Source organism: Mycolicibacterium xanthum (assembly GCF_019710635.1).
Lineage (GTDB): Bacteria > Actinomycetota > Actinomycetes > Mycobacteriales > Mycobacteriaceae > Mycobacterium > Mycobacterium xanthum.
Genome location: NZ_JAIFZS010000085.1, coordinates 19,177 through 30,664, shown reverse-complemented (window position 1 = coordinate 30,664; position 11,488 = coordinate 19,177). Strand labels below are relative to the sequence as shown.

Here is an 11,488-nt window from a genome sequence, read left to right as displayed (position 1 = left end):
TCGGCCAGCCACGCATCCACGGCGGGGAACAGGGCTTCCTCGACCAGGTCGGTGCGCGCGATGATGATCTCGGTGGTGCGCCAGTCGATGCCGCCGGTGGCCAGCAGCGCGCCCACCGCGGGCAGTCGCACGTCGAGGGCCTCGGCCGCGGCCACCAGCGTGCGCGCGGCGCCGGGGGTCATGTTCATCACCGCGGCCACCTCGGCGGCGGTGCGGTGAAACCCGCTGATCACCGAAGCCATGTCCTCATCGACCGCCAGGCCGGCCTCGACCCGTCGCGCCAGCAACTGCGCGATCGCGGCCAGCTTGCGCGCCATCACCATGGACTCCTCACGGTGGGAGTCCTCGACCACCGCCAGAAGATCGACATCGGCCAATGTATCGAACATACATTCGAGAATAGATCACAGGTACGACACGATGGTCTGGCAGCTAGTCGACGATCTCGCGCAGATAGCGCCTGCTCGCCAGCAGGTAGCAGGCGATCGCGGTCAGATGCATCACCGGCACGACGTAGAGCAGTGCACGGCCCAGCGACATCGCGCCGAGGTCGGCCTTCAGCGCGTCGCTGATCAGGCCGGCGACGAACGGGCCGACCGACCCGAGGATCGCGCTGAAGAACAGGAAGATGGCCGACGCCGTGGCCCGCTGCTCGGCGGGCACCAGGCGCTGGATCGCGGCGATCGACGGAGCCATGTAGGCGGTGCCGACGACGTAGCTCAGCGAGATGAAACACACCGCCAGCGTGCTGCTGCCCACCAGGAACGCCAGCGTGGAGAACGGGATCAGCGCGGCGATCATCGCCGCGACCAGCCACAGCAGCCAGCGCGGGTCGATGCTCGACAGGCGGTCGGCCACCCGCCCGACAACGATCAGCCCCACGATGCCGGTGACACCGCTGGCGATGCCGTACTGCAGGCCGACCTCGCCCAGCGTCAGGCCGCGGGCCCGCATCAGGAACGCGGGCGCGAACGTGGTCAGCGCGTATCCGGCCACCGAGACGGCGGCCGCGCCGGCGACGATCGTCAGGTAGCTCGGCTTGCGCAGTATGGCCCACCAGCTCACCGGAACCGGTTGGGCCACAACCACTTCGGTGACCGGACTCTGGCGCCGTCCGACCACGGCGAGCACGATCGGCACAAACGCAATGCTCAGGGCCCCCATCACGACGAAAGCGGTGCGCCAGCCCAGCGCCTGAGCCAGCAGCCCGCCACCGATCAGGCTGGCAGCACTGGCCAACGGGATGGCCATCGTGATCACCGCCAGCGGCGCCGCACGGCGGCCGGGGGCGAAGTTCCTGGCCACGTAGGCGTGCGCGGCCGGCGTCGACCCCGCCTCACCGATCGCCACGCCGATCCGGGTCAGGGCGAGCTGGAATCCCGACTGCACCGCACCACCGAACATGGTCATCGCGCCCCACAACGTCAGGCAACCGGAGATGACCAGGCCGTAGGCCCCGCGATCGGAGACCCGGGCGATCGGGATGCCGATCAGCGCGTAGACCACGAGGAAGCCGAACCCGTTGATGACACCGATCGCGGTGTCCGACAGCGCGAGATCCTCCCGGATCGGCTCGGCGAGCACCGCGGGCAGGAACCGGTCGGCGTAGTTCAGGGTGCCGACGACGGCGAGCACCGATACCGCCGCCCAGGCCCGGCGCGCGCTGTGGCCGGCCGGATCGGTCACCCCGGCGGACGAGGGTGCGGACATCGCGCCGGTCAGGTCCAGACCAGCTCGAGGGTGCGCGGCCCGCACGGCACCGTGACCGGCGTACCGGCGGCCAACCCGGTCCGGATCCGCTGCCAGCTCTGGTCGGTCAGCATGCAGACGAAGCCGTCCTCGAGGATGTTGCACTCATCGGCGGTCTGCCCCGGCACGAAGAGCACGAAACAACCCGACAGGCAGGCACCGGCGGTATCGGGCAGCGAGATCGCCTCGGCCGCCTGTTGTCCCGCCGACCAGACCAGGCAGCTGTCCGCGTCGTGGGCCAGTGACATCGTCAGGGCGACCGGAATCTCGGCGGGCGGCATGTTCGACGCGATCATCGGCTGCTCCGACCGCGGCATCGACAGCACGACGTCATAACCCCTGGCGACGACGCTCGAGACTCCGAATCGGCCGATCGGGACCGAAGCGAGGACGGTCTGCGACTCTTCGGCGCACACCGGCGCACGGTTGACGTCGCACCACACCGCGGTCGGAAAGAACCGGTGGGCGCTACCGAGCCGGGCCAGCACCCGCAGCGGTCCGTACCGCTTGGCGACCTCCATCTCGGGCCCGACGAGCACGATCATCGCCAGCGCTCCGTCGGGCAGCGGCACGTCGTGCATCGGCCAGGCGCGCTGGTAGGTGACCCCGCAGAAATCCTCCCGGCCGAACATCCCCGGCGGTCCGACCTCGGCGAACTGGCCCTCCTCCACGACCCGACCCTGCTGTGCGAAATCCACGAGCACCCGGAGGAACGGCGTCGGATCGAGCGCGCCGGCCATTGTCATCACCAGTTCGGGGTGGTCGAACGCCCCGAGCCCGTCGGTCACATACGACGTGCACGCCAGCGCACCGAGCTGATGTGGATACACGTTCGCGGCGACCCCGTGGCCCAGATCGATTGCCATGCTCGCAGGATAGGGGAGAGCCGCCGTCGGCCCGGGGCCGGTCCCGGCCCGGCGTCCCATTCCGGTCGCTCGTTATATATGCTAATTATCTCGGTACGGGCCCGATGCGAAAGTGACCCCATGACGCTGACCATGACCGCGACCAAGATCGTTGCGACCAAGACCGCACTGTCGGCAGCCCTCGTCGCCTGCGGACTCGCCCTGGGAATGTTCTCGGTGGGCGCGGCGGTCTCGGGTGCCCAACCACCTGCGCCGCCGGCGCCCGTACAGGGTGAACAACCGCCCGCCTGGGCACCCCCCAAGCCCGCCGAGGTCTGGAACGGACATCCCGTCGTATGGAATCCGGGTTGGGGCGGACGCTGGGGCGTGTGGATCAACGGCGGCTTCCTGATCCTGACCTCCAATCCCGTCACCGGTGGTGGCTGATTTATCACGGACGGGCCTGAAAGGTTGCCTAGCTGCGCTATATAGTTGCTGGAGAAGTTCGGGGAACAGCAGAGTCAGGAGAAGCGATGACCGGTCTGAGACATCGCGCCGCGCGAGCGGGTGTCGGGTTCATCGGAGCGACGATGGCCTTTCTCGGCACCGCCGGCCCAGCGCTGGCCGACTCCACCGACGACTATCCGATCCCGAACCGGATCATTCACACCACCTGTGACGTCGAGCAGTATCTGGCCGCGGCACGCGACACCAGCCCGGTGTACTACGAGCGGTACATGATCGATCGCAGCAACCGGCCCGCCGACGTGCAGCAGGCCGCCTTCGACCGAATCCACTGGTTCTTCTCGCTGGACCCGGTGGGGCGCCGCCAGTATTCGGAGAACACCGCGACCAACGTCTACTACGAGCAGGTGGCGACCCGCTGGGGCAACTGGGCGAAGATCTTCTTCAACAACAAGGGTGTGGTGGCGCATGCCACCGACATCTGCATGAACTATCCCCGCGGCGACATGTCCGTGTGGCACTGGCCGGTCTGACGCCCAGCTCCGCGGCGCGCTACTGGCGCGCCTGGTCGAGGATCGGCAGCTGGTCGGGGCAGTACGTCCGCAGTCCCGCCGCCAGGAACTGCCAGGCCTGCTCGGTGGTGGTGTCCTTGTGCAGGTTCGCGTGCACGAAGTCGGCCGCATCGAAAGCGGTGGCGTCCACCCCGGTGACGATGCGCTTGCAGGTGATCTTGCCGATCCAGGCGTTGTAGTCCTTCTGACCGTAGATGCCGTAGGTGTTCAGCTCGTTGGTGAACGCGGTATCGGGGTCGGCGGCGGCAGGCGCGGCCAACCCGAGCCCGACCGCGATCGAGGCCACACCGATCAGCAACCGCTTCCTCATGGGTTCACACTCCTTCGGCCGGATCCGTCTGCAGCCGGTTCACCTTCGGCCACGGTACCGGCACCGGCCGGGTGCGCACGCGTTGCGGCCACCAGAACCACGGGCCCAGCAGTGCGGCGATCGACGGGGTCATGAAGGCGCGGATCACCAGCGTGTCGAACAGAAGACCCAGCCCGATCGTCGTACCGACCTGCCCGATCACGGTCAGCTCGCTGACCGCCATCGACATCATGGTGAGCGCGAACACCAGGCCGGCGGCCGTCACCACCGAGCCGCTGCCGCCCATCGCGCGGATGATGCCCGTCCCGATTCCGGCGTGGATCTCCTCCTTGAGCCGCGACACCAGCAACAGGTTGTAGTCGGCGCCGACGGCCAGCAGCACGATCACCGCCATCGCAAGCACCATCCAGTGCAGCTCCGTGCCGATGATGTGCTGCCAGAACAGCACCGAGAGGCCGAACGACGCCGCCAGCGAGAGCACCACGGTGCCGACGATGACCGCGGCGGCGACAATCGCCCTGGTCAGGATCAACATGATGATGAAGATCAGCGCCAGCGCCGAGATCCCGGCGATCAGCAGGTCGTAGTTGTTCCCGTCCTGCATGTCCTTGAACGTCGCGGCGGTGCCGCCCAGGTAGACCTTGGAGCCCTCCAGCGGGGTGCCCTTGATGGCCTCCTTGGCGGCCATCTTGATCGCATCGATCTTGGCCACACCCTCGGGACTGAGCGGGTCGCCCTCGTGGGAGATGATGAACCGCACCGCGTGCCCGTCCGGGGACAGGAACTGCTCGAGCCCGCGCTGGAAGTCCGCGTTCTCGAAGATCTCCGGTGGCAGATAGAACGAGTCGTCGTTCATCGAGTCGTCGAACGCCTCGCCCATGGCGTCGGCGTCCTCCGACATCGCGGCCATCTGGTCCTGCATGCCCTTCTGGCTCTGATACATCGTCAGCATCATCGACCGCATGGTGCGCATGGTGTCGATCATCTCCGGCATCAACGCCACCATCTGGGGCATCAGCTCGTCGAGACGCCGCATGTCGGGCAGGATCTCCTTGATGTCGTCGGTCATCACGTTGATGCCGTCGAGGGTGTCGAAGACCGATCGCAGCGCCCAGCACACCGGGATGTCGAAACAGTGCGGCTCCCAGTAGAAGTAGTTGCGGATCGGGCGGAAGAAGTCGTCGAAGTTGGCGATGTTGTCGCGCAGCTCCTCGATGTCGACGACCATGCCCTCCATCTTGGTGACCATGCTGTGGGTGATCGCCGACATCTGTTCGGTCAGATTCGACATCTTCTCCATCGTGGCGATGGTGTTGCTCATCTCGTCGGCCTGCACGAGCATGTCGGCCATCCGGTCCTGCATGTACTTCTCGTTGAGGCGCTGGGTGGTGCCCTGCATGCTCATCTGGAACGGGATCGAGGTGTGCTTGATCGGCTTGCCGTCGGGCCGGGTGATGGCCTGCACCCGGGCGATGCCCTCGACCCGGAACAGCGCCTTGGCGATCTTGTCGATCACCAGGAAGTCCGCCGAGTTGCGCAGGTCGTGATCGCTCTCGATCATCAGCAGTTCCGGGTTCATCCGGGCCGGGTCGAAGTGCCGGTCGGCCACCGCATAGCCCTCGTTGGCGGGCAGGTCGGCCGGCAGGTAGGTGCGGTCGTTGTAGCTGGTCCGGTAGCCGGGCAGGGTCAGCAGGCCGACCAGCGACAGCGCGATCGTGCCGATCAGGATCGGACCAGGCCAGCGGACCACCGCGGCGCCCACCTTGCGCCAGCCGCGGATGCGCATCGCGCGCTTGGGCTCGAGCAGCTTGCCGAACCGGCTGACCACGCTGATCATCGCGACCATCAGCACCACGCCGGCCATCACGACGACGAACATGCCGATCGCCAGCGGCATGCCCAGCGTCTGGAAGTACGGCAGCCGGGTGAAGCTCAGGCAGAACGTCGCGCCTGCGATGGTCAGGCCCGAGCCGAGCACCACGTGCGCGGTGCCGTGGAACATCGTGTAGTAGGCCTGTTCCTTGTCCTCGCCGACGCTGCGGGCCTCCTGGTAGCGGCCGATCAGGAAGATGGCGTAGTCCGTCGCCGCGGCTATCGCCAAAGTCACCAACAGGTTCGTCGTGAAGGTCGACAGGCCGATGATCTCGTGGTGGCCGAGGAACGCGACGACCCCGCGGGCCGTCCCCAGCGACAGCACCACCATCACCAGCGTGATGAGCACGGTCAGGATCGAGCGGTAGACCAGCAGCAGCATCGTGATGATGACACCGAACGTGACCAGTTCGATCACCTGCACGCTGCGGTCGCCGGCGATGTGCTGATCGGCGGCCAGCGCCGCGGGGCCGGTGACGTAGGCCTTGACGCCCGGCGGCGGGTCGAGGCCGCCGACGATGTCCTGCACCGCGAGCACGGACTCGTTGGCCAGCGCCTCGCCCTGGTTGCCGGCGAGCTTGACCTGGACGTAGGCGGCCTTGCCGTCGTTGCTCTGCGAACCCGATGCGGTCAGCGGGTCGCTCCAGAAGTCCTGCACCGACTGCACGTGTGTGGTGTCGGCCTCGAGTCGCTTGACCAGCTCGTCGTACCAGGCGTGCGCCTCGTCGCCGAGCGGCTCGTCGCCCTCGAACACGACCATCACCGAGCTGTCCGAGTCACCCTCGTCGAACAGCTCGCCGACCTTCTTCATCGAGATCATCGACGGCGCGTCGCTCGGGCTCATCGACACCGCCCGCTCCTTGCCGACCTCCTCGAGCTGGGGCACGGAAACGTTGAGGAAGACGATGAGCGCGATCCAGCCCAGGATGATCGGCACCGCGAAGGTGCGGATCATCCTCGGGATGAGCGGGCGGTGTGGTTCCCGGGCGGGTGGGAAGGCTTCGGTGGCGGCTTCGGAAACGGGTGCGCTCATGCGGATTTCACAAAGCAGAAGGTCTGGGCGTTCAAGCCGGTGGTCGTTCTCTCGTCCTTCAGCTCGTCATCGACCAGGATCCGGCAGGTGATCGAACTCCCGTCGCCCTGGGCGACGATGTTGGGCGCGGCCGAGGGCTCGGTGGTCTGAAGCGTCAGCGACCAGGGCAGGGCGGCGCCGTCGACGCGCTGAGGTTTGGCGTCGAGGTCGAGATAGTTGATGTCCGCGTAGCTGCCGGTCCCGGTGATCTCGTAGCGGACCACCTTCGGGTCGAACGGCTCGGGCAGGTCGGCGAAGTTCCTCGGAGTCTCGATGATGCCGTCGGACCCGAAGAAGGTCCGGATCCGGGAGACCGTCAGACCGGCGACCACCATGACGAAGACGATGAGCAGCGGGAGCCACACCTTCTTGACGATGGTCATCATGAGATCCGCCCCCCGAAGTTGCCGCGCATGTGACCTCTGGTTTCGTATCTTCTGTTCGGCTGATCGTAACTTAGCCCGTATAACTTCTCATCCGGCCACAGATTAGCTCAAGTCGATGTGGCGCTGCTAACGACTTTGCCGACTCTGCGAACCGGATCACTCCCACCGCCGCCACCAGACCGTCAGGGCGCCTCTTGACCCGTTGTCGTCGGCGCTGTTACATATGCCACAGCACCACGCTGAGCGGTCGCACAACAACCTGCGGCCGTCGCCGACAGGAGCATCGACGATGACCGTCTACTACGACCCGTACGACGTGGACATCACGGCCGACCCCTATCCCACCTACGCGCAGCTGCGCGATCACGCCCCGCTGTATCACAACGAGCGCTACGACTTCTGGGCGCTGTCCCGGCATTCCGACGTCGAGAAGGCGCTGCTGAACTGGCAGACGTTCTCCAACAGCCGCAGCGACATCCTCGAGCTGATCAAGTCGGGCTTCGACATGCCCAAGGGCGTGATGATGTTCGAAGACCCGCCCGCCCACACCATGCTGCGGGGACTGATGTCGCGGGTGTTCACCCCGCGGCGGATGGCCGAGATCGAGGACCAGATCAGGCGGTACTGCATCGCCTGCCTGGATCCGCTGGTCGGCACCGACGGGTTCGACATCATCGGCGAGCTCGCCGCGATGATGCCGATGCGGGTGATCGGCATGCTGCTGGGCATCCCCGAATCCGAGCAGGTGTCGGTGCGCGACGCCAACGACGCCAACCTACGCACCCGGCCGGGGGCACCGATGAAGGTGGCCGACGCGGCCCGGATCGCCGACGGGCGGATCTACGCCGACTACGTCGAATGGCGCGCGGCGCACCCGTCCGACGACCTGATGACCGCGCTGCTCAACGTCGAGTTCACCGATGAGGACGGGGTACACCGCAAGCTGACCCGCACCGAGGTGCTGCACTACACCCAGGTGGTGGCCGGCGCGGGCAACGAGACGACCGGACGCCTCATCGGCTGGCTGGCCAAGGTGCTCGCCGAGCACCCGGAGCAGCGCCGCGAGATCGCCGCCGACAGGTCGTTGTTGACGCGGGCCGTCGACGAGACCCTTCGCTTCGAACCCACCGGTCCGCACGTGGCCCGATTCCTGGCCGCCGACTTCGAGTATCAGGGCACGACGGTCTCGGCCGGCAGCGCGATGCTGCTGTTGTTCGGAGCCGCCAACCGCGACGAGCGCCGGTACGCCGACCCGGACCGGTTCGACATCCACCGCGACAACATCAGCCACCTCACCTTCGGCAAGGGCCTGCACTACTGCCTCGGGGCCAACCTGGCCCGGCTCGAAGGCACGGTGGCCCTCGACGAGCTGCTCAACCGGTGGCCGGAATGGGACATCGACCGCGACACCGCCCGGCTGGCGCCGACGTCGACGGTGCGCGGCTGGGAATACCTGCGTCTGGTGCTGGGCTGAGCCCACCGGAGATCAGTCTTCGGTGGTGTCCTGCGGCTCGGCGGCGTCGAGGGCGCTGACCGCGATGCCGTAGGGCAGGAACCGCACCCGCCGTGCCGAATCGGTGTTGTTCTTGTTCGCCCGCAGGGCATCCAGCTCGGTGGGGAACACCTGCTCGATGTGGGCGCCGCCGGCACTGTCGACGGTGTAGACGGCCCACACGCCGTCGCCGGCCTCGCCGGTGGTCTCCGGCCGGGTGCGCGCCCTGGTGCCGCGGGCCAGGTCGTCGAACACGGCCGCGAAGCCCGCGCGATCGCCCGAGGTGGTCATGAACCGCCCGAGCGCGTCACGCAGCCCCTCGCCCGCCTCGCGGACCACCCGCTCGAACTCCTCGGGGTCGAGGCCGAACGGGCCGTTGTTGCCGCTCATCGTGGTCCTCCTCCTACCGCGCGCCGGCGCGGCCGATACCTCCAGTGTGCCTGGGGCGGGGCAGGTAGTCGACTGCCGCCGGACCAGGTGGTAGGCAACCATATGACCTTCACGCATGCCGATCTCTTGTCGGCGGCGCGACGCTCCCTGTCGGCGGCGGGCGCGCACGATCGCGACGGCTGGATCGGGCTGTTCACCGAAGACGGTGTGGTGGAGGATCCCGTCGGGTCGCGGCCGCACCGCGGGCGCGACGCCGTCGGCGGGTTCTACGACACCTTCATCGGCCCGCGTGACATCGCTTTCGTCGCGGGCACCGACCTCGTTGTCGACTCGACGGTGCTGCGCGACGTCGAGTTGCAGATCGCGATGACGCCGGCGCTGATGCTGCGGGTGCCCACGTTCATCCGCTACGACCTGAGCACCGAGGGGGCCGAGTTGCGGATCGCCGCACTGTCGGCGTACTGGGAGCTGCCCGCGATGATCCGGCAGTTCGCCGGGGCCGGCCCGGCCGCGCTGCCCGCCGGCATCCGCCTCGGCCGAGCCATGCTCGGCCATCAGGGGCTCACCGGCTGCCTGGGGTTCCTGCGTGGATTCCGCGGGATGGGGGGCGGCGGCCGCACGCTGTTCACCCGGTTCCTGGACAGCGGCTGCGGCGGAGACGAGATCGGCCTGCGCCGGCTGGCCGCCGCCAACTCGATCACCGAGGGCGACACCGTGCCGCTGACGTGTGCCGACCTGCTCAGGCGGCTCTCCGGTGGGCGCTGGGACAAGCTGATCCGGTCGGGACGCTCGGCGGCGGCGCGGGTCGAGCGCGCCGGTGTTCACACCGTGTTGATCGGCGAATTCGCCTCCGGGGGCGGTGCGCTCACCCGGGTCCGGGTGTTCGGCGAGACCGGATGAGCGCCACCGGCCGGCGAATCGGCCGCGTTGTCGCGATCGGCGCCGCGAACGTGAGAACGTAGCAGCACCATGGACCCTCTCGACTACGTGAGCTACCAGGACTTCGGGCGGCGGTTTTTCGAGATCGCCGTCACCGAGGGCCGCGTCGGCGACGCGATCGGCGCGATCGCCGGCGAGGCGTTCGAGCTGGGCCCGATCGCGCAAGGCCCCGGCAGGCTGGCCAAGGTCACCGCCAAGGTGCGGATCATGCCGCCCCGCGTCACCCGCCATCTCGGCGAGGCCATCACATTCTCGATCCGAATCCCGCTGGAGATCGACATGGTCGTCGACCTGCGCATCGACAAGCCCAAGTTCATGGTTTTCGGTGAGATCGCGCTGCGGGCCACCGCCCGCGCCGCCGAGCCGCTGCTGCTGATCATCGACGTCGAGAAACCCCGGGCCTCCGACATCGCCATCCACGTGACGTCGAAGTCGCTGCGCGCCGAGGTGGTGCGCATCATCGGCGGGGTGGACGCCGAGATCAAGCGTTTCATCGCCGCGCACGTCGCCGGGGAGATCGACAGCCCGGCATCCATGCAGGCCAAGATCATCGATGTCGCCGAGCGGCTGGACGCGGCCTGGACCGGAATCTGAACCGACGCTCAGCCGGACACCGGCGCCAGCACCGGCCGGCGCGGACCGCGGCCATCACCGCTGGACAGGCCGCGCGCATGCCGCCACAACCACGGGGCGAACATGTTCTGCGTCCACAGCACCTGTGAGACTATCCGGGACCGCAGCGACGGCGGCGCGGCCCCCGGTTCGACCGTCGCCCAGCCGTGATCGCTGCCCGGCAACCCCAGCGCCTCCGCGGCCGCCGCGGCGAACAGCATGTGGCCCTTCGACGAGCCGTGCACCCGGTCCACGCTCCAGGTGTCGGGCTGCGTCATCGACGGCGCCCGGTAGAGATCGACGAGGCGAAACCCGTGGCGGTCCGCCGCGGTGCGGATGTCGTCGTTGATCTTCTCGACCCGCCCGCTGAGCACCCGGCCGATCGGCAGGATCCTGGCCAGGTCGGGAAAGGTCGTGGTGACCACGGTGGCGCCCGATTCGGCGAGCCGGGTGTACAGGTCGTCGAGCAGCGCCAGCGCCTGGTCGAAGCCGGGTCCGGGCCTGGTCACGTCGTTCATCCCGATGCAGACCGTGATCAGATCGGCGCGCATCGCCAGCGCGTGGGGAAGCTGTTCGGACAGCACGTCGCGGATCTGCTTACCGCGGATCGCCAGGTTGGCGTACTGCAAACCGGGGGTGTGCGCGTCCAGCATCACCGCGAGCCGGTCGGCGAAGCCCGCGAGACCGGTCTCGTCGTCGCCATCCCACAGCCCCTCGGTCTGGCTGTCGCCCAGGGCGACGAACCGGGAGTACCCGCGCACACGAGCGACTTTAATCGAGGTGG

13 protein-coding genes are annotated in these 11,488 nt (G+C 67.9%); 5 read left to right on the top strand and 8 right to left on the bottom strand.

Annotation, left to right across the window (positions count from 1 at the left end):
- From JDV09_RS24900 to JDV09_RS24890, 3 genes are all read right to left on the bottom strand, one after another.
- Positions 1 to 389 (bottom strand): DUF222 domain-containing protein (locus JDV09_RS24900; protein WP_221371818.1); only part of this gene is annotated, 389 nt, incomplete at its 3' end.
- A gap of 43 nt (positions 390 to 432) precedes the next feature.
- Positions 433 to 1,710 (bottom strand): spinster family MFS transporter, encoded by a 1,278-nt coding sequence (locus tag JDV09_RS24895; RefSeq protein ID WP_221371817.1) that lies wholly within the window; start codon positions 1,708 to 1,710, stop codon positions 433 to 435.
- An 8-nt stretch (positions 1,711 to 1,718) separates the two neighbouring features.
- Positions 1,719 to 2,615 (bottom strand): TGF-beta receptor interacting domain-containing protein, encoded by an 897-nt coding sequence (locus tag JDV09_RS24890; protein WP_221371816.1) that lies wholly within the window; start codon positions 2,613 to 2,615, stop codon positions 1,719 to 1,721.
- Positions 2,616 to 2,735: 120 nt separating this feature from the next.
- Between JDV09_RS24890 and JDV09_RS24885 the strand changes: the two genes are divergently transcribed.
- Positions 2,736 to 3,041 (top strand): hypothetical protein, encoded by a 306-nt coding sequence (locus JDV09_RS24885; RefSeq protein ID WP_255605987.1) that lies wholly within the window; start codon positions 2,736 to 2,738, stop codon positions 3,039 to 3,041.
- Between the two features lie 86 nt (positions 3,042 to 3,127).
- Positions 3,128 to 3,592 (top strand): DUF5078 domain-containing protein, encoded by a 465-nt coding sequence (locus JDV09_RS24880; RefSeq protein WP_221371815.1) that lies wholly within the window; start codon positions 3,128 to 3,130, stop codon positions 3,590 to 3,592.
- A gap of 19 nt (positions 3,593 to 3,611) precedes the next feature.
- Here JDV09_RS24880 and JDV09_RS24875 read toward each other — a convergent pair whose 3' ends face one another.
- The 3 genes from JDV09_RS24875 to JDV09_RS24865 are packed head-to-tail and all read right to left on the bottom strand — an operon-like array spanning position 3,612 to position 7,271.
- Positions 3,612 to 3,941 (bottom strand): DUF732 domain-containing protein, encoded by a 330-nt coding sequence (locus tag JDV09_RS24875; RefSeq protein ID WP_221371814.1) that lies wholly within the window; start codon positions 3,939 to 3,941, stop codon positions 3,612 to 3,614.
- A gap of 4 nt (positions 3,942 to 3,945) precedes the next feature.
- Complete coding sequence (locus tag JDV09_RS24870; protein WP_221371813.1) at positions 3,946 to 6,846, bottom strand: MMPL/RND family transporter; 2,901 nt, start codon at positions 6,844 to 6,846, stop codon at positions 3,946 to 3,948.
- A complete protein-coding gene (locus JDV09_RS24865; RefSeq protein ID WP_221371812.1) occupies positions 6,843 to 7,271 on the bottom strand; it encodes an MmpS family transport accessory protein in 429 nt (142 codons plus the stop codon). The genes JDV09_RS24870 and JDV09_RS24865 overlap by 4 nt, the downstream gene beginning before the upstream one ends.
- A 289-nt stretch (positions 7,272 to 7,560) precedes the next feature.
- Between JDV09_RS24865 and JDV09_RS24860 the strand changes: the two genes are divergently transcribed.
- Positions 7,561 to 8,745 (top strand): cytochrome P450, encoded by a 1,185-nt coding sequence (locus JDV09_RS24860; protein ID WP_221371811.1) that lies wholly within the window; start codon positions 7,561 to 7,563, stop codon positions 8,743 to 8,745.
- 12 nt (positions 8,746 to 8,757) lie between these two features.
- Here JDV09_RS24860 and JDV09_RS24855 read toward each other — a convergent pair whose 3' ends face one another.
- The gene (locus JDV09_RS24855; RefSeq protein ID WP_221371810.1) at positions 8,758 to 9,153 is read right to left on the bottom strand and encodes an Rv0313 family protein; all 396 of its coding nucleotides are present in this window, start codon (positions 9,151 to 9,153) and stop codon (positions 8,758 to 8,760) included.
- Between the two features lie 102 nt (positions 9,154 to 9,255).
- On the opposite strand from JDV09_RS24855, the gene JDV09_RS24850 reads away from it, so the two are divergent.
- The gene (locus tag JDV09_RS24850) at positions 9,256 to 10,053 is read left to right on the top strand and encodes a nuclear transport factor 2 family protein (RefSeq protein ID WP_221371809.1); all 798 of its coding nucleotides are present in this window, start codon (positions 9,256 to 9,258) and stop codon (positions 10,051 to 10,053) included.
- Between the two features lie 69 nt (positions 10,054 to 10,122).
- Positions 10,123 to 10,686 (top strand): hypothetical protein, encoded by a 564-nt coding sequence (locus tag JDV09_RS24845; protein WP_221371808.1) that lies wholly within the window; start codon positions 10,123 to 10,125, stop codon positions 10,684 to 10,686.
- Between the two features lie 8 nt (positions 10,687 to 10,694).
- Here JDV09_RS24845 and JDV09_RS24840 read toward each other — a convergent pair whose 3' ends face one another.
- Positions 10,695 to 11,465 (bottom strand): SGNH/GDSL hydrolase family protein, encoded by a 771-nt coding sequence (locus JDV09_RS24840; RefSeq protein WP_221371807.1) that lies wholly within the window; start codon positions 11,463 to 11,465, stop codon positions 10,695 to 10,697.
- Positions 11,466 to 11,488: the final 23 nt, after the last annotated feature.

What these genes read in the sequence shown, in the direction of transcription:
- JDV09_RS24845 (WP_221371808.1), top strand. Translation starts at nt 10,123, where the DNA reads ATGGACCCTCTCGACTACGTGAGCTACCAGGACTTCGGGCGGCGGTTT.
- JDV09_RS24890 (WP_221371816.1), bottom strand. Translation starts at nt 2,615, where the DNA reads ATGGCAATCGATCTGGGCCACGGGGTCGCCGCGAACGTGTATCCACAT.
- JDV09_RS24850 (WP_221371809.1), top strand. Translation starts at nt 9,256, where the DNA reads ATGACCTTCACGCATGCCGATCTCTTGTCGGCGGCGCGACGCTCCCTG.
- JDV09_RS24865 (WP_221371812.1), bottom strand. Translation starts at nt 7,271, where the DNA reads ATGATGACCATCGTCAAGAAGGTGTGGCTCCCGCTGCTCATCGTCTTC.
- JDV09_RS24880 (WP_221371815.1), top strand. Translation starts at nt 3,128, where the DNA reads ATGACCGGTCTGAGACATCGCGCCGCGCGAGCGGGTGTCGGGTTCATC.
- JDV09_RS24860 (WP_221371811.1), top strand. Translation starts at nt 7,561, where the DNA reads ATGACCGTCTACTACGACCCGTACGACGTGGACATCACGGCCGACCCC.
- JDV09_RS24855 (WP_221371810.1), bottom strand. Translation starts at nt 9,153, where the DNA reads ATGAGCGGCAACAACGGCCCGTTCGGCCTCGACCCCGAGGAGTTCGAG.
- JDV09_RS24875 (WP_221371814.1), bottom strand. Translation starts at nt 3,941, where the DNA reads ATGAGGAAGCGGTTGCTGATCGGTGTGGCCTCGATCGCGGTCGGGCTC.
- JDV09_RS24895 (WP_221371817.1), bottom strand. Translation starts at nt 1,710, where the DNA reads ATGTCCGCACCCTCGTCCGCCGGGGTGACCGATCCGGCCGGCCACAGC.
- JDV09_RS24870 (WP_221371813.1), bottom strand. Translation starts at nt 6,846, where the DNA reads ATGAGCGCACCCGTTTCCGAAGCCGCCACCGAAGCCTTCCCACCCGCC.
- JDV09_RS24885 (WP_255605987.1), top strand. Translation starts at nt 2,736, where the DNA reads ATGACGCTGACCATGACCGCGACCAAGATCGTTGCGACCAAGACCGCA.